Here is a 15,772-nt window from a genome sequence, read left to right as displayed (position 1 = left end):
AACGCGAGCATCTGCTCGCTCGGCTGCGGCCACGCTCCTGTTCCAACCGGTGTAGTAGTCGGTCGACATCGCGGCGAGCGCGGCGACCTCCTCCCGCCGGAGCCCTGCCGCCCGGCGGCGGGCGCCCACCGGCAGCCCGACGTCCTCCGGCCGCAACGCCTCCGCCGACGACGCAGGAAGGACGCCAGTGCTGCTCGGTCCATGACTCCAGTATCCGCCGGTTCCCGGCGCGAACCAGGGACTGCGGATCCCCCGACAAGCGCTCTCTGCCCCTGCCCCGCGGACCGGCGAGGCTCAACGCATGAACATTTCCGGAAACACCGTCTTCATCCCCGGCTCCACGAGCGGCATCGGTCTCGCCCTCGCCCTCGCGCTGAAGGCCCGGGGGAACACCGTGATCGTCGGGGGCCGGCGGGCCGACCTGCTGGAGCGGATCGTCGCGGAGCACCCCGGTCTCGACACCGTGCGGATCGACACGACGGACCCCGCGAGCATCGACTCCGCCGCCCGGGAGGTGCTGGCGCGGCACCCCGACCTGAACGTCCTGGTCACGATGGCCGGCATCATGCGCGTCGAGGACTGGCACGAGCCGGACGGGTTCCTCGCCTCCGCCGAGGAGGTGGTGACGACGAACGTGCTCGGCCCGATCCGCCTCATCGCCGCGTTCGTCAAGCACCTGCGGACGCGGCCGGACGCCACGATCATGACCGTCTCCTCGGGCCTCGCGTTCGCGCCGCTCAAGGCCACCCCCAGCTACAACGCCTCGAAGGCCGCGATCCACATGCTCAGCGAGTCGATCCGGCTGCAACTCGCGGACACGACCGTCAAGGTGGTGGAACTCGAGCCGCCGTCCGTGCGTACGTCGCTGCTGCCCGGTCAGGAGCACAGCGACTTCGCCATGCCGCTCGACGAGTTCGTGGCGGAGGTCGTCGAGCTGGTCGAGACGCAGCCCGACGCGACGGAGATCCAGGTCGAGCGCGTCAAGTTCCTGCGGTACGGCGAGGCGCGCGGCGACTACGACCAGGTCGTCGCGACGCTCAACGCCGCCGACCCGCACGGAAAGTAGGGGGAGCAACGCCTGCCGCCACCAGTACGGCGATCGCTGATCCGTCGAACTCTTCGGCGATCGCGCCCGTACCAGTGTGCGGGAGGTGGACGCCATGCCCGTACGCCGAGTCGTCGCCGCGGCGCTGGCCGCGGTGGCCGCCGTACCGGTCGTCGGCACGCCGGCCCACGCGCACGGCGCGCCGACCAGCCCGCTGAGCCGCGCCGCGGCCTGCGGCCCCGAAGGCGGGCAGGCGGACAGTCCGGCCTGCCAGGCGGCCATCGCCGCCGGCGCGGCGCTGCGGGAGTGGGACAACATCCGCGTCTTCGGGGTCGACGGGAAGGACCGGGAGCGCATCCCGGACGGCGAGCTGTGCAGCGGTGGACTGTCCGCGTACCGGGGACTGGACCTGGCCCGGGACGACTGGCCGGCGACGGAGCTGACCGCCGGTGCGCGGTTCACCTTCCGGTACCGGGCGACCATCCCGCACGAGGGCACCTTCCGGCTCTACCTGACCCGGTCGGACTACGACCCGTCGAAGCGGCTGCGCTGGGCGGACCTGGAGCGGGCGCCGTTCGTCCGGGTGACCGACCCGCCACTGCGGGACGGGGCGTACCAGTTCGCGGGGCGGTTGCCGCAGCGGACCGGGCGGCACCTGATCTACACGGTGTGGCAGAACTCCGACTCGCGGGACACCTACTACTCCTGCTCCGACGTGGTGTTCAAGGAGCCCGTCGGGCGAGCCGGCCTGGGTGGGCCCGGCCGGTCGCCGTCGCCGGCCGCCGAGGTTCCGGTGGCGGAGGGCGCCACGAAGGCGGGTCCGGTAGCCGTCGGAGGCGGAGGGCCCGCGGGTGCGCGTACCTCATCGGAGAGCGTGACCGACGGCGTGCCGGTGGCCTCGGTGACGGACCTGGACCGTGCCGGCTGGCCGGTGGTCGGCGGCGCCGGCGCGGCCCTGACGCTGCTGCTGGCCGTGGTGGTCGCGGCGCGCCTGCGCCGCGCGGGCGCCGTCCCGGTCGGCCGGCGGTGCGAGGTACGCAACCACCGGGCCGGCCGGCGACGGGAATGGTGAGCCGGCGCCCTAGGCGAGGTGGCCCTCGATCTCGGCCAGCTCCTCGGCGGTGAAGTCGAGGTTGGCCAGGGCGCCGATGTTCGCCTCCAACTGCGGGACGCTGCTCGCGCCGATGATGAGGCTGGTCATGCGCGGGTCCCGCAGGGCCCAGGCGAGGGCGAGCTGCGCGAGGGACTGGCCGCGCCGCTCGGCGATCGCGCCGAGCGCCCGGACCTGCACCAGGTGCTTCTCGCTCACGTCGCTCTCGTCCAGGAAGATGCTGGTGCGGACCCGGGAGTCCTCCGGGATGCCGCCCAGGTAGCGGTCGGTGAGCAGGCCCTGGGCGAGCGGGCTGTAGGCGATGCAGCCGGCACCGACCCGCTCCAGCGTGTCGAGCAGGCCGTCGGCCTCCGTCCACCGGTTGAGCATCGAGTACGACGGCTGGTTGATCAGAAGCGGCGTGCCGAGGTCGCGCAGGATCGCGGCGGCCCGCTCGGTCTGCTCCGAGTCGTAGTTGGAGACACCGACGTGGAGCGCCTTGCCGGAGCGCACGACGGCGTCGAGCGCGCCCATCGTCTCCTCCAGCGGGGTGTCCGGGTCGAACCGGTGCGAGTAGAAGATGTCCACGTAGTCGAGGCCGAGCCGGCGCAGCGACTGGTCCAGCGACGAGATCAGGTACTTGCGGGAGCCCCACTCGCCGTACGGGCCGGGCCACATCAGGTACCCCGCCTTGCTGGAGACGACCAGCTCGTCCCGGTACGGCTTCAGGTCGGTGGCGAGCATCCGGCCGAAGTTCTCCTCGGCCGCGCCGGGCGGCGGGCCGTAGTTGTTCGCCAGGTCGAAGTGGGTGACGCCGAGGTCGAAGGCGCGCCGGACGATGTCCCGCTGCCGCTCGTACGGCCGGTCCGGGCCGAAGTTGTGCCACAGGCCGAGCGAGATCGCGGGCAGCCGCAGCCCGCTGCGCCCGCTGCGCCGGTAGGTCATCGTGTCGTAGCGCTCATCGGCGGCGAGGTAGGTCACGATCATGAGCCTACTCGCGCCGCCGGCCGGCGGGACGGGGTGCGCCGGGCCCGACCTCCCCGACGTGGGGGAGTCGCCGCGTGGCGGGTCGGCGGCAGAATGAGCCGGTGAAACCCCCCGCGGTCCTCGCTCCGCTGCTGGCCGCCAGCACCTGGCGGCGTGGCGTGTTCCTGCTGCTCGGTGGGGTGCTGGCGCTGCCGTACGCGCTGCTGGCGGTGACCTTCGCGCAGTTGCTCACGCAGCAGGCGGTTCCCCGGGCGCTGGTGCTGGCGCTCCTGGCCGTGGCGGCCGGCATCGCCGCCGTGCCGGTGTTCCTCGACGGGCCGCGCGCCCTGGAGATCGCCGCGGCCCGCTCCCTGCTCGGCGTCGACCTGCCCGATCCCGCACCCGGCCACAGCACCGACCGGGAGACTCGGCTCCGGTCCGCGCTCTGGGTCGCGCTGCACCTGGCCAGCGGCGGCCTGGTGGTGGCGGCCCTGTTCAGTGCTGTGCCGATGGCGCTGGCGTTCATCGCACACCAGGCCGGCCTCGACACCGGACTGACCGCCGACGACCGGTTCGGACCGTTCGACGGGCGGGACACGGGTTGGCTCAGCGTCGCCGGCGTCGTCGTACTGGTCGCTCTCGGCTACGCCGTGGCCGGGCTCGGGGCCCTCGCCGCGTCGATGGCGCCGGTGCTGCTGGGGCCGGCCGAGTCGGAACGCGTCGCCGCGCTGGAGGCCCGCGCCGCCCGGCTGGCCGAGCGCAACCGGCTGGCCCGGGAGCTACACGACTCCGTGGGACACGCGCTGACCGTGACCACGCTCCAGGCGGGGGCCGCCCGGCAGGTGCTGGACCGGGACCCGGAGTTCGTCCGGCGGGCGCTCACCGTGATCGAGGAGGTGGGGCGGACCGCCATGGACGACCTGGACCACGTGCTGGGGCTGCTACGGGAGACCGGCGGCGGTACGGCCGTGCCGGCGCCGCAGCGTACGCTCGCCGACCTGGACCGGCTCCTCGCAGAGACCCGCGCGGCCGGGCTGCCGGTCGAGGCGCGGCACAGCGGCGACCTGGTCGACCTGCCGGCGGTGGTCTCCCGGGAGGGGTACCGGATCGTCCAGGAGGGGCTGACCAACGCGGCGCGGTACGGGCGAGGGCCGGTGACCGTACGTGTCGACGCCGGGCCGGACGCCCTGGAGCTGGAGCTGGTCAACGCGCTGGGCCCGGTGCGCCGGTCCGGGCTCGGCCGGGGCGGCCGGGGGCTGGACGGAATGCGGGAGCGGGTGCTGCTGCTCGGTGGCCGGCTGACGGCCGGGCCGGACGCCGACCGGTGGCGGATCCGGGCCCGACTGCCGCTGGAGGGAACCCGGTGACGCCCATCGGCGTGCTGATCGTCGACGACGACGAGCTGGTCCGCGTCGGCCTGCGGGCCATCCTCGACGCCCAGCCCGACCTGCGGGTGGTTGGCGAGGCGGCGGACGGTTCGGCGGTGCCGTCGCTGGTCGCCCGGCTGCGCCCGCAGGTGGTGCTGATGGACGTACGGATGCCGGAGATCGACGGCATCCAGGCCACCCGGCGGCTGCTCGCCGCCTCCGCCGACCCGCCCCGGGTGCTGGTGATCACCACGTTCGCCAACGACGAGTACGTCTACGACGCGCTGCGCGCCGGTGCGAGCGGGTTCCTGCTCAAGCGCGCCCGGCCGGCGGAGGTGGTGGAGGCGGTACGGGTGGTGGCCCGGGGCGAGTCCCTGCTCTTCCCGGCCGCGATCCGCCGGCTCGCCGGCGCGTACGGGAGCCGGGGCGCCGACCGGCTCGCGGCCGCCCGGCTGACCGAGCGGGAGGCCGAGGTGCTGCGGCTGATGGCCGCCGGACTGTCCAACCCGGAGATCGCCGACCGGCTGGTGGTCGGTGTGGAGACGGTGAAGACACACGTCGGGAACGTGCTGGCCAAGCTCGGCGTACGGGACCGTACGCAGGCGGTGATCGCCGCGTACGAGTCGGGGTTCGTCACCCCCGCCGGCTGATCGCTCCCCCTGGCGGGGGAGCGGGTTCCCCCTCGGCCGGGAGGGTTTCCGGGGCGCTCCGGCCGAGGCTGAGGACATGACGACAACTGCCGCACGCCCCCACTCCCGGACGTCCCGCTGGCCCGACCGGCTCGCCCCGCTCGCTGCCGGGTGGCTAGGGCTCTGGGGCGTCCTGGCCCTGCTCGCCACGATCACCGGCGCCGGCTACCCGTTCGGCGCGAACGACCCGGCCGGCAGCGAGAACAACCTGCTGCGGCTGGTGCCCGTCGAGGCCGGGCCGCCGCTGTTCGCCGTGCTGCTGCTCACCGCCGCGGTGGCCGCGCTCACCATGACCGGCGCGGCCCGTCCGGCCGGCCTCCTGCGGGCGGTTCTGCTCGGCTACGGCTGGGCGGTCGCCTTCGTGCTGGCCGTCGTGGTGCCGGACGCCCGGGTGCTGGTCCTCCTCGGCTACGCGCCCATGCTGATCGTCGGCGCGCCGTTCGGCTGGCCGCCGGTGGACTACTCCGAGGTCTTCACCTGGGCGCTCTTCGCGCGGATCGCCGCGCTGGCGGGCGGCGTGCTGCTCGCCGGGGCGGTGCTCGCCTGGCAGCGGCGTACCGCTGGCACCTGCGTGGCGTGCGGCCGCGGCGGCACCGACCGGGGCTGGGCCACGACGGCGGCCGCGACCCGCTGGGGTCGCTGGACGGCCTGGACCGCCGCGGTCATCCCGTTCGGGTACGCGCTGACCCGGTTCGCCTGGGCGGCCGGCGTTCCGCTCGGCATCTCGCCGGACATGCTCGACGAGCTGAAGGAGACCGGCGCGGTCTGGGCCGGTGCCGGGCTGGGCGCGTTCGCGACCGCCGGCGCGATCCTCACCCTCGGGCTGGTGCAGCGCTGGGGGGAGCGGTTCCCGCGTTGGCTGCCGGGGCTTGCTGGCCGGCCGGTGCCGGTGAAGCTCGCCGTGGTCCCGGCGACCCTCGTCGCGCTCGCCGTCACCGCCGCCACTCTCGGCCTGCTGAGCACCCCGGACTTCTGGCGGCTCGGCGGGAGCTTCAGCATGGCGTCGGCGCCGATGCTGCTCTGGCCGCTGTGGGGCGTTGCGCTCGGCGCGGCCACGTACGCGTACCACCTGCGGCGGCGGGGGACGTGCCGAGCGTGCGGGCGCGGCTGACTGTGCCCGGACGGTCCGGTCCCGCCGTGGTGGGACCGGACCGCTGGGGTGCGGCGGCAGGGTCAGGGAAGGTCTCGGGCGTAGCAGACGGACAGCGGCTCGCCCTGGTAGACGCCGAAGTTGGGGATGCGCCGGTAGCCCTCGCGCTCGTAGAAGCGCATCGCGTCCGGCTGGGCGGTGCCGGTCTCCAGCAGCAGGGTGCGTACGCCCGCCGCGCGGGCCGCGTCCTCCAGGGCGCGCAGGATGGCCGTCGCGACGCCGGTGCCACGGGCGGACGGGTCGACGTACATCCGCTTGACCTCGGCCTCGCGGTCGCCGAGGAACCGTAGGCCGCCGCAGCCCAGCGCGGTGCCGTCGGCGTCCCGGGCGACCAGGAAGACGCTGACCGTCTCGCCGGTCGGCGGCTCGCCCGGCTCGTGATCGTCGTTGCCGTAGCGGTCGTCCAGCTCGGCGCGCTGGGCGGCGCGCAGCCGGGTGGCGTCGGCCGACTCCCACGGCTCCCGGTCCACCGAGATGGTGCGAATCATGCTGCCCTCGTTTCCGTAACAAGCGTTACCGTAACGCATGTTACGGTACGCGGGCGGTCGGCGGAAAGGGGCAGCGGTGGCGCGACGGCGGGACCTGACCGGGCAGCGGGAGCGGCTCTCGGCGGCGACCTGGTCGGTGCTGGCCGACCACGGCCTCGCCGGCCTCACCCTGCGGGCGGTCGCCGAGCGCGCCGGCTGCACGACCGGCATGGTGCTGCACACCTTCGCCGACAAGCGTGCCCTGCTCGTGCACGCCCGCGAACTGCTGCACCAGCGGACCGGCGAGCGCGCCGACGCCGCCGCGTCCGCCGGCGGTGACCCGTCCGACGCGCTGCGGGCGGTGCTCCTCCAGGCCGCCTCCACCACCGAGGAGAAGCGGGAGGAGGCTCGCGTCTGGATCGGCTTCCTGGCCGCCGCGCTGGCCGACCCGGCCCTCGCCGAGCTGCACCGGCGCTACAACCGCTCCTTCGTGGACCGGATCCGGCGGCTCGTCGCCGCCGCCCGCCCCGACTGGGAGCCGGCGGCCTGCGCGGCGACCGCCACGACCCTGGTCGCGCTCGTCGAGGGGCTGAACACCCTCGCCGCCGTCGATCCGGACACCTACCGCGACGAGGCGCAACGCTCCGCCATCGACGCCGCGCTCGCGCCGGTCCGGCTGAACGCTCCGTGAACGGAGGGCTGAAGCTCGTCGGCGCGCCCGCCACGGTGGGAGTGCCGAGATAGCCTGGGTCGGGTGACTGCGCCTTCCCCGGTTACCCCGGTCCCGCCCGCCGACCTGCCCGGCACGCTCGGTGAGCTGCGCGCGGCGGGCCACCGGTACCGCACCGTCAAGCAGGAACTCCGAGACAACCTCCTGGCCCGGATGCGCTCCGGCGCCGACCGGTTCCCCGGCATCGTCGGGTACGACGACACCGTGCTGCCCGAGGTCGAGCGGGCGCTGCTCGCCGGCCACGACATGGTGCTGCTCGGCGAGCGCGGCCAGGGCAAGACCCGGCTGATCCGGTCGCTGGTCGGGCTCCTCGACGAATGGACCCCGGTGATCGCCGGTTCGGTGCTCAACGAGCACCCGCTGCACCCGATCACCCCGGCCTCCCGGGCACTCGTCGCCGAGGCCGGCGACGACCTCCCGGTGGGCTGGCTGCACCGTTCGATGCGGTACGGCGAGAAGCTCGCCACCCCGGACACCAGCGTGGGCGACCTGATCGGCGACGTGGACCCGATCCGGATCGCCCAGGGGCGTACGCTCGGCGACCCGGAAACCATCCACTTCGGACTCGTACCCCGGACCAACCGCGGCGTCTTCGCCGTCAACGAGCTGCCCGACCTGGCCGAGCGGATCCAGGTGGCGCTGCTCAACGTGCTGGAGGAGCGGGACATCCAGGTCCGCGGCTACCAGCTGCGGCTGCCGCTGGACCTGTTCCTCGTGGCCAGCGCCAACCCGGAGGACTACACCAACCGGGGCCGGATCATCACCCCGCTCAAGGACCGGTTCGGCGCCGAGATCCGTACCCACTACCCGCTGGACCTGGACCTGGAGCTGGACCTGATCCGCCAGGAGGCGGATCTGGTCGCCGAGGTGCCCGAGCACGTCCTGGAGGTGCTGGCCCGGTTCGCCCGCGCGGTCCGCGAGTCGCCCTCGGTGGACCCGCGCTCCGGGGTGTCCGCGCGGTTCGCCATCGCCGCCGCTGAGACGGTCGCCGCCGCGGCGCTGCGCCGTGCCGGCCTGCTCGCCGCCGGCACGCAACCCGCCGAGGCGTTAGGAAGGGACCCTTATACAACCGGAGGCGATAACAAGGGTCCCTTCCTTACACCGGTGGCGCGGGTGGGGGATGCGGTTTCGGTGACGAGCACGCTGCGGGGGAAGGTCGAGTTCGAGAGCGGTGAGGAGGGGCGCGAGATCGAGATCCTCGGGCACCTGCTGCGGACCGCCACCGTGGAGACGTTCCGGGCCCGGCTGGCCGGGCTGGACCTCTCCGGCTTCACCGCCCTCGTCGACGACGACCGGGTGATCGAGACCGGTGAACTGGTCAGCTCGGCGGAGCTGCTCCGGCAGGTCGGCACGGTCCCCGGCCTGGCCAAGGTGCTCGACCGGCTCGGTCTCGGCGACGCGCCCAGCCCCGAGCAGGCCGCCGCCGGCGTCGAGTTCGTGCTCGAAGGGCTGCACCTGACCCGCCGGCTCGGCAAGGACGTCACCGACTCCGGCCGGACCCGCTACGGCGGCCGGGACTGACCATGGCCGGCGACCGGTTCCGGTACGGGCAGTGGCGCGGCGGCCCCGACCCGCTCGCGCCCCCGTACGACGTGCGGGCGGCCGTCGACGACGTCGGCGCCGAGGTGCTCGCCGGCGGCAGCCTCCGGGAGGCGCTGCGTAACCTGCTGCGACGCGGTCCGCAGGGACGGGGCGGCCTCGACGACCTGGCCGCGCGGGCGCGCCGGCTGCGGCGGGAGGCGCTGCGCCGGGGCGACCTGGACGGCGCGGTGACCCGCGCGCGGGCGCTGCTCGACCAGGCGCTCGCCGCCGAGCGGGACGAGCTCCGTGGTCGCGACGACGAGGGCGCGCGGTTCGCCGAGGCGGTGCTGGACAACCTGCCCCGCTCGACGGCCCGGGCGGTGGAGGAGCTGGCCGGCTACGAGTGGGCCAGCGCGGAGGCCCGGGCGACGTACCAGCGCATCCTCGACGGGCTGCGCGACGACGTGCTCGGGCAACGCTTCGCCGGGCTGCGCGACGCCGTCCGGGCGTCGGCGGACCCGGCCGCGCAGCAGCGGCTGGCCGAGCTGATGCGCGACCTGAACGAGCTGCTGGCCCGGCACGCCCGGGCCGAGGACACCACCGACGCGTTCGCCGAGTTCATGCGCCGGCACGGCGAGTTCTTCCCCGAGCAGCCGCGCGACACCGACGAGCTGGTCGACGTCCTGGCCCGCCGGGCGGCGGCCGGGCAGCGGCTGATGAACTCGCTCTCCGACCGGCAGCGCGAGGAGCTGGCCGGGCTGATGCGCCAGTCGCTGGGCGACCGGCTGGCCGGCGAGCTGGCCTCGCTCGACGCGAACCTGCGGGCGCTCCGGCCCGACCTGCGCTGGGGTCGCGGGGAGCGGGTCCGGGGCGAGCAACCCCTCGGGTACGCGGACGCGGCCGGCGCGCTCGACGAGATCGGCGAGCTGGACGACCTGCTCGACGCCCTCGAGCAGGAGCACCCGGGCGCCACCCTGGACGACGTCGACGTCGACGCGGTGGCCCGGACGCTCGGGCGGGACGCCGCCGACGACGTACGCCGGCTGCGGGAGCTGGAGCGGGAGCTGCGCCGGCAGGGCTGGGTGAACCGGGACGCGGAGGGGTTGACCCTCAGCCCGAAGGCGCTGCGCCGGCTCGGTGGGACCGCGTTGCGGCGGGTCTTCGCCGACCTGACCGCCGGGCCGCGCGGTCAGCACGACCTGCGCTCGGCCGGCGCCGCCGGCGAGGTTAGCGGCGGGTCCCGGCCCTGGGAGTACGGCGACGAGCAGCCGCTGGACGTCGTGCGTACCCTGACCCGGGCCGTCCGGCGTTCCGGCACCGGGGTGCCGGTGCAGCTCGCCGTCGAGGACTTCGAGGTGGTGGAGACCGAGCGGCGGGCGTCGGCGGCGGTGGTGCTCTGCGTCGACCTGTCGTACTCGATGATCTCGCAGGGCCGGTGGGGCCCGATGAAGCAGACGGCGCTGGCGCTGGCGCACCTGATGGCCACCCGCTTCCCGCAGGACGCGCTCCAGATCGTCGGCTTCGGCCGGGAGGCGCTGCCGCTGACCCAGCAGGAGCTGGCGGCGGTCGAACCGGACCTGCAGCAGGGCACCAACCTCCAGCACGCGCTGCGGCTGGCCGGCCGGCACCTGCGCCGGCACCCGGACGCGGAGCCGGTGGTCCTGGTGGTGACCGACGGGGAGCCGACCGCCCATCTCGACCCGGACGACGGGGAGGCGCTGTTCCACTGGCCGCCGCTGCCGGAGACGGTCGAGGCGACGATCCGGGAGGTGGACCGGCTGAGCCGGTACGGCGCGACGCTCAACCTGTTCCTGCTCGGGGACGACCCGGGCCTGCGCCGCTTCATGGCCGCCGTGGCCCGCCGCTCGAAGGGCCGCCTGTTCACCCCCGACCCGGAGGACCTGGGCGAGTACGTGGTGTCCGACTACCTCCGCGCCCGCCACGGCCGCCGCTGAGCGCGTCGATCATGGGATGGTGGTGGATCACAGCCGCCCATCCGGGTGAACCGGGCACCACAACTCCATGATCGGCGGGGCGGGGCGGGGTTGACTGACCGCATGGACAGCACCGCGCTACGGCGGGCTTACGAGGAGGTGCTCGCCGAGGTCGACGTCGGCGAGTTCGGGGGGCCGCCGGAGGGGCAGCTCAGCGCCGAGCAGATCGTGGCGCACCTCGCGGCCAACGACGAGCTGATGAGTGAGGCGACCGAGGCGGTGCTCGCCGGCACGCCGTACGCGTACTACGACCTGGCGGGGGTGCACCGGCCGGACCTCGACGCCCTGGCCGCTGGATGCGGCGGCCTGGCCGGCCTGGCGACCCTGCTGCGCGCCACCAGCCAGAAGCTGGTGGCCCTGGTCGACCGGCTCGGCCCGGCGGCCGACACCCCCGTCGAGACGCACCTGCGCGAGGGCTTCGACCTGATCGTGGACGAGCCCCTGCCCTGGGCCCGGGTGCTCGACCTGCACACCCGCGTCCACCTGCCGAAACACCTCGCCCAGCTGCGGATGCTGCGCACCGTGACCTGATGCTGGCGTGGGCGATCTACCGTCGTCGGCATGTCAAGCGTGCGGCGGGCGCTCGTGCGGCGGGTCGACCATGTGTGGGACCTAGGCTGGCTCAATCTGATCGGGCTCGCGGCCGTCGCCTTCTTTCTCCTGTGCGCGTCGTTCCCGTTGCGGGACGGGACCGACAACCTCCGAGCCGAGAAGTCGGGGATCGGCGGGACGCTGACGCTGACCCGGTGTGCCCTCGACGAGTGGGCCAAGGGCGACCCGTGGTGGTGCCACGGCACGTTCGTCTCCGCCGACGACGCGGTGCGGATCACCGACGTCCGCTACGGCTTCTCCTTCGGCGACGACCCGCTAGCCGCCGGTGAGCCGGTCACACTTGACGTCCGGGTCGCCGAGCCGGGCTCGGCGGAGGCCTGGCCGCCGGGAGACGAGTGGCAGCCCTCGCTGATCACCGGGGTCTTCGTCCTCGTCCTGGCCGGGATCGTCCTCGCGTGGTGGACCAACCCGGGTGAGGAGGGAGCCGTCTCCGCACCCGCCGGCCGTCGCCGCCCCAGGTCCGCTCGGCGGGTGCGCAGGTGGGGCGGCCGGCGCCGAAGGCGGTGAGGCGTACCCGGTCCTGACCCGGGCGGCGTCAGTGGCGTGCCGACCCGGTCGACTCCGGGCTTCCGCGGAAGGCGCGGCGGTACGTCGACGGGGAGACGCCGACGCGGTGGTGGAGGTGTTGGCGGAGGGACGCTGCCGTGGTGAAGCCGCTACGGCGGGCGACCTGGTCCACCGACAGGTCGGTCGTCTCCAGCAGCAGCCGGGCGTGGTCGGTGCGCTGCTGGAGCAGCCACTGCGCCGGGCTCAGCCCGGTCTCCGACCGGAACCGCCGGGTGAAGGTCCGGACGCTCATCCGCGCCTGGTCGGCCAGGTCGCGCAGGCTGACCGGCTCGTGCAGCCGCTGCCGGGCCCACTCCCGGGCCCCGGCGGTGCTCGCGTCGGCCACCCTCGGCACCGGGCGCTCGATGAACTGGGCCTGACCGCCGTCGCGCCAGGGCGGCACCACGCAGCGGCGGGCCGCCCGGTTGGCCACCTCGCTGCCGTGGTCGGTGCGGACGACGTGCAGGCACAGGTCGATCCCGGCGGCCACCCCGGCCGAGGTGAGGACCCGGTCGTCGGCGACGAAGAGGACGTCCGGGTCGAGATCCACGTCGGGGTACCGGGCCCGGAAGCGGTCCGCGTACGCCCAGTGGGTGGTGGCGCGGCGGCCGTCCAGCAGCCCGGCGGCGGCCAGGGCGAACGCGCCGGTGCAGATCGACATGATCCGAGCGCCCCGGTCGTACGCGGCGCGCAGCGCGTCGGCCACCCCGGCAGCGAGGAGCCGGTCCGGCGTGAGGGCGTCACCGTGCACGCCCGGGACGATCACCGTGTCGGCGGTCTCAGCAGCTCCAGACCGTGGTCGGGGAGCACCTGGTAGCCGGCGGTGCTGCGGACCGGCCGCCCGCCCGGCGTGCAGACCTCGATGGTGTAGAGCCGGACGCCGGCGGGGGTTCGGGCGGTGCCGAAGACCTGGGCCGGCGTGCCGAGGTCGAGGCCCACGACGTCGTCGAGAGCGAGGACGGCGATCCGGTGCGGGGCGGCGACCATGGCCCGATTATTGCGCATGATGGCTTTCCGGCCACTCGTCGGCGATCCACTCACCGCCGAGACTCGACACCGTGACCCGTACGACCACGGGCCCGGCCGCGCCGGGCCGCACGCGACCCGGCCGCCCGGGCCGTACCCGCCGCCTGCACCCCGCCTGGACGGTCGCCGCCGTCGCCTTCGTCGCGCTGGTCGGCGCCGCCGGGTTCCGCGCCACCCCGTCGGTGCTGCTGCACCCGCTGCACGCCGAGTTCCGCTGGCCACTGGCCACGATCTCGGCGGCTGTCTCGGTCAACCTGCTCCTCTACGGGCTCACCGCGCCGTTCGCCGCCGCGCTGATGGACCGGTTCGGTATCCGGCGGGTGGTGGCCGTGGCGCTGCTGCTGGTGGCCGCCGGCAGCGGGCTGACAGTGTTCATGACCGCGAGTTGGCAGCTCGTCCTCTGCTGGGGCGTACTGGTCGGGCTGGGCACCGGCTCGATGGCGCTGGCGTTCGTGGCGACCGTCACCGGCCGCTGGTTCGTCCACCGCCGTGGGCTGGTCACCGGTGTGCTCACCGCCGGTGGGGCCGCCGGTCAGCTGGTCTTCCTGCCCCTGATGGCGGTGCTAGTCGCCGAACACGGCTGGCGGGTGGCGGCACTCGTCGTGGCCGCGGCGGCGCTGGCGGTCGTACCCCTGGTGGTGTGGCTGCTGCGCGAGCACCCGGCGGACGTCGGGCTGCCCGCGTACGGCGCGGCCGAGGTCGTACCCCCGTCGCCGCCGGCCGGCGGGGCGGCGGCGCGCGCGGTCTCGGTGCTCGCCCAGGCGGCGCGGACCCGGCCGTTCTGGCTGCTCGCCGGCGGGTTCGCGATCTGCGGCGCGACCACCAACGGGCTGGTCGGCACGCACTTCGTGCCGGCGGCGCACGACCACGGCATGCCGCAGACCACGGCCGCCGGGCTGCTTGCCCTGGTCGGCCTCTTCGACATCGCCGGCACGATCGCCTCGGGCTGGCTGACCGACCGGGTCGACGGCCGGGTGCTGCTCGGCGTCTACTACGCGCTGCGCGGCGGCTCGCTGCTGGTGCTGCCGGGGCTCTTCGCCGCCACCGCCGAACCGAGCATGCTGGTGTTCGTCATCTTCTACGGGCTGGACTGGGTCGCCACGGTCCCGCCCACGGTGGCGCTGTGCCGGGAGTACTTCGGCGACTCCGGCGCGGTGGTCTTCGGCTGGGTGTTCGCCGCGCACCAGGTCGGTGCGGCGATCGCCGCCACCGGGGCGGGCCTGGTCCGCGACCAGCTCGGGAGCTACGCCCTGGCCTGGTACGTCGCCGGGGCGTTGTCGATCGGCGCGGCGGTGCTGTCACTGCTGCTGCGCCGCTGGCGGGTGGCGCCGCCGGTGCCGGCCGTCACGGCGGCGCCACGGGCCTGGAGCTACCGGGGCTAGGGCACCGCGCCCGGGATCACCCGAGCCGCCACTGCTGCTCGGGTGCGCTCGTGCAGGTCACCTGCTCGATGTCGGTGCCGGCGTCGGTGCCCGCGTCGTCGGCCTGGGCGCAGCGACCGCTGTGCAGCGCCGCGAGCAGCACCCGCCCGCCGCCGACGGGCACCAACCGCCACTGCTGGTTGGCCTGGCCGTGGCAGCCGTACTGCTGGAGCTTCGCGCCGTCGTCGCCGCTGGCGCCCTCCACGTCGAGGCACATCCCGGTCGCCGCGTTGGTCAGCGTCACCAGGTCCGCTCCGACCGGATTGGCGACCCACCGCTGCTCGGGGCCGCCGGTGCAGTCGGCGAGCTGGGCGACCGCCTTCTCGCCGCCGCCGTCGAGCCCGAGGCAACGGTTCGCGGCGACGCCACGGAACACCTTCGGCCCGGTGAGCGGGACCGGCGCGACACTCGGGGTGGCGCTGGGAGTGGGCGGCGGCGCGGCCGGTGTGGTCGGGGCGGGCTCGCTGGCCGGCGCGGTGGCCTCGGCCGTCGAGGGCGTGCCGGCCGCCGCCGGCACCACCGGCGCGTCGGCACCGCCGCCCAGGACACCGGTGGCGAAGAACGCCCCCAGCAGGACGCCGACCACGCCGACGACGACCGCGACCCGCAGCAGCGGATCGCGGGGCAGCCCGCGGCGGGGGGCGCGGCGGCCGTAGACCGTGCCGGATGGGTCGGGACGTTCAGCGGGGACCGACATACCGGCATCCTGACCCACCCGGCCGGTCCACTGCCAGCCGGCCCGGCTCAGTCGACGACCCGGACGTCCTTCCAGAACGCCACCCGGTCGCGGACCATCTCCGCCTCCGGCTTCGGGTCGGGGTAGTACCAGACCGCGTCCGGGCTGGTCCTTCCCCCGTGGTCGAGGGTGTAGTAGGAGGCGGTGCCCTTCCACGGGCACACGGTGTGGGTGTCGGACTCGCGGACCAGGTCGTCCCGCAGCGCCGAGCGCGGGAAGTAGTGGTTCCCCTCGACCAGCACGGTGTCGTCGCTCTCGGCGACGACGATGTCGTTCCACATGGCCTTCGGCATGTCCCCACGCTAGGCCGTGTCCGGTGCGGACGGCCACCGGAACCGTGCGGAAGCGCTCGATGCGAAGTGGCCACGGTGGACATCCCACCTGACCGGGCGTCGACAGCGTAAGGTGATCT

At 74.7% G+C, this 15,772-nt stretch carries 15 protein-coding genes and 2 pseudogenes; 11 read left to right on the top strand and 6 right to left on the bottom strand.

Features of this window, described 5'->3' with window-relative positions:
• A pseudogene (locus GKC29_RS30250) lies at positions 1-203 on the bottom strand (helix-turn-helix domain-containing protein); the annotation flags it as partial.
• A gap of 98 nt (positions 204-301) precedes the next feature.
• On the opposite strand from GKC29_RS30250, the gene GKC29_RS29420 reads away from it, so the two are divergent.
• Both GKC29_RS29420 and GKC29_RS29415 read left to right on the top strand, forming a co-directional pair.
• Positions 302-1,066 (top strand): SDR family oxidoreductase, encoded by a 765-nt coding sequence (locus GKC29_RS29420; protein WP_155333910.1) that lies wholly within the window; start codon positions 302-304, stop codon positions 1,064-1,066.
• Between the two features lie 94 nt (positions 1,067-1,160).
• A complete protein-coding gene (locus tag GKC29_RS29415) occupies positions 1,161-2,117 on the top strand; it encodes a lytic polysaccharide monooxygenase (protein ID WP_155333909.1) in 957 nt (318 codons plus the stop codon).
• A 9-nt stretch (positions 2,118-2,126) separates the two neighbouring features.
• Here GKC29_RS29415 and mgrA read toward each other — a convergent pair whose 3' ends face one another.
• The gene (mgrA, locus tag GKC29_RS29410) at positions 2,127-3,122 is read right to left on the bottom strand and encodes an L-glyceraldehyde 3-phosphate reductase (RefSeq protein ID WP_155333908.1); all 996 of its coding nucleotides are present in this window, start codon (positions 3,120-3,122) and stop codon (positions 2,127-2,129) included.
• 101 nt (positions 3,123-3,223) lie between these two features.
• Between mgrA and GKC29_RS29405 the strand changes: the two genes are divergently transcribed.
• The 3 genes from GKC29_RS29405 (at position 3,224) to GKC29_RS29395 (ending at position 6,268) form a co-directional block, all read left to right on the top strand.
• Positions 3,224-4,468, top strand: coding sequence for a sensor histidine kinase (locus GKC29_RS29405; RefSeq protein WP_155333907.1), 1,245 nt, complete (start codon positions 3,224-3,226; stop codon positions 4,466-4,468).
• A complete protein-coding gene (locus GKC29_RS29400; protein WP_196255772.1) occupies positions 4,465-5,118 on the top strand; it encodes a response regulator transcription factor in 654 nt (217 codons plus the stop codon). Before GKC29_RS29405 ends, GKC29_RS29400 begins: the two co-directional genes overlap by 4 nt.
• Positions 5,119-5,194: 76 nt before the next feature.
• A complete protein-coding gene (locus tag GKC29_RS29395; protein ID WP_155333906.1) occupies positions 5,195-6,268 on the top strand; it encodes a hypothetical protein in 1,074 nt (357 codons plus the stop codon).
• A 62-nt stretch (positions 6,269-6,330) separates the two neighbouring features.
• On the opposite strand, the gene GKC29_RS29390 is transcribed toward GKC29_RS29395, so the two are convergent.
• Positions 6,331-6,795, bottom strand: a complete 465-nt coding sequence (locus tag GKC29_RS29390; RefSeq protein ID WP_155333905.1) for a GNAT family N-acetyltransferase — start codon at positions 6,793-6,795, stop codon at positions 6,331-6,333.
• A 76-nt stretch (positions 6,796-6,871) separates the two neighbouring features.
• Here GKC29_RS29390 and GKC29_RS29385 point away from each other — a divergent pair, with 76 nt between their 5' ends.
• The 5 genes from GKC29_RS29385 to GKC29_RS29365 all read left to right on the top strand — a co-directional run bounded on the left by GKC29_RS29385 (position 6,872) and on the right by GKC29_RS29365 (position 12,138).
• Positions 6,872-7,465, top strand: coding sequence for a TetR/AcrR family transcriptional regulator (locus GKC29_RS29385; protein ID WP_155333904.1), 594 nt, complete (start codon positions 6,872-6,874; stop codon positions 7,463-7,465).
• A gap of 54 nt (positions 7,466-7,519) precedes the next feature.
• Entirely contained in the window at positions 7,520-9,025 is a 1,506-nt protein-coding gene (locus GKC29_RS29380) for a magnesium chelatase (protein WP_155333903.1), read from the top strand.
• 2 nt (positions 9,026-9,027) lie between these two features.
• Positions 9,028-10,980: a VWA domain-containing protein gene (locus GKC29_RS29375; RefSeq protein WP_155333902.1), complete on the top strand. Its 1,953-nt coding sequence runs from the start codon at positions 9,028-9,030 to the stop codon at positions 10,978-10,980.
• Between the two features lie 102 nt (positions 10,981-11,082).
• Complete coding sequence (locus GKC29_RS29370; RefSeq protein WP_155333901.1) at positions 11,083-11,550, top strand: hypothetical protein; 468 nt, start codon at positions 11,083-11,085, stop codon at positions 11,548-11,550.
• 30 nt (positions 11,551-11,580) lie between these two features.
• A complete protein-coding gene (locus GKC29_RS29365; protein ID WP_155333900.1) occupies positions 11,581-12,138 on the top strand; it encodes a hypothetical protein in 558 nt (185 codons plus the stop codon).
• Between the two features lie 28 nt (positions 12,139-12,166).
• Here GKC29_RS29365 and GKC29_RS29360 read toward each other — a convergent pair.
• A pseudogene (locus GKC29_RS29360) lies at positions 12,167-13,182 on the bottom strand (GlxA family transcriptional regulator).
• A gap of 125 nt (positions 13,183-13,307) precedes the next feature.
• Between GKC29_RS29360 and GKC29_RS29355 the strand changes: the two are divergent.
• A complete protein-coding gene (locus GKC29_RS29355) occupies positions 13,308-14,585 on the top strand; it encodes an MFS transporter (RefSeq protein ID WP_230689131.1) in 1,278 nt (425 codons plus the stop codon).
• Between the two features lie 16 nt (positions 14,586-14,601).
• Here GKC29_RS29355 and GKC29_RS29350 read toward each other — a convergent pair whose 3' ends face one another.
• Together GKC29_RS29350 and GKC29_RS29345 are read right to left on the bottom strand one after the other, a co-directional pair.
• Entirely contained in the window at positions 14,602-15,321 is a 720-nt protein-coding gene (locus GKC29_RS29350; RefSeq protein ID WP_155333898.1) for an RICIN domain-containing protein, read from the bottom strand.
• Between the two features lie 47 nt (positions 15,322-15,368).
• Positions 15,369-15,653 (bottom strand): DUF427 domain-containing protein, encoded by a 285-nt coding sequence (locus GKC29_RS29345; RefSeq protein WP_155333897.1) that lies wholly within the window; start codon positions 15,651-15,653, stop codon positions 15,369-15,371.
• Between the last annotated feature and the right edge of the window lie 119 nt (positions 15,654-15,772).

Source organism: Micromonospora sp. WMMC415 (assembly GCF_009707425.1).
Classification (GTDB): domain Bacteria; phylum Actinomycetota; class Actinomycetes; order Mycobacteriales; family Micromonosporaceae; genus Micromonospora.
The sequence above is the reverse complement of the archived record's forward strand: the minus strand, read 5'-3'. Positions and strand labels throughout refer to the sequence as shown.

Coding starts and splice junctions, on each gene's coding strand:
- mgrA (WP_155333908.1), bottom strand. CDS start 3,122: ATGATCGTGACCTACCTCGCCGCCGATGAGCGCTACGACACGATGACC.
- GKC29_RS29350 (WP_155333898.1), bottom strand. CDS start 15,321: ATGTCGGTCCCCGCTGAACGTCCCGACCCATCCGGCACGGTCTACGGC.
- GKC29_RS29345 (WP_155333897.1), bottom strand. CDS start 15,653: ATGCCGAAGGCCATGTGGAACGACATCGTCGTCGCCGAGAGCGACGAC.
- GKC29_RS29365 (WP_155333900.1), top strand. CDS start 11,581: ATGTCAAGCGTGCGGCGGGCGCTCGTGCGGCGGGTCGACCATGTGTGG.
- GKC29_RS29370 (WP_155333901.1), top strand. CDS start 11,083: ATGGACAGCACCGCGCTACGGCGGGCTTACGAGGAGGTGCTCGCCGAG.
- GKC29_RS29375 (WP_155333902.1), top strand. CDS start 9,028: ATGGCCGGCGACCGGTTCCGGTACGGGCAGTGGCGCGGCGGCCCCGAC.
- GKC29_RS29415 (WP_155333909.1), top strand. CDS start 1,161: ATGCCCGTACGCCGAGTCGTCGCCGCGGCGCTGGCCGCGGTGGCCGCC.
- GKC29_RS29390 (WP_155333905.1), bottom strand. CDS start 6,795: ATGATTCGCACCATCTCGGTGGACCGGGAGCCGTGGGAGTCGGCCGAC.
- GKC29_RS29420 (WP_155333910.1), top strand. CDS start 302: ATGAACATTTCCGGAAACACCGTCTTCATCCCCGGCTCCACGAGCGGC.
- GKC29_RS29395 (WP_155333906.1), top strand. CDS start 5,195: ATGACGACAACTGCCGCACGCCCCCACTCCCGGACGTCCCGCTGGCCC.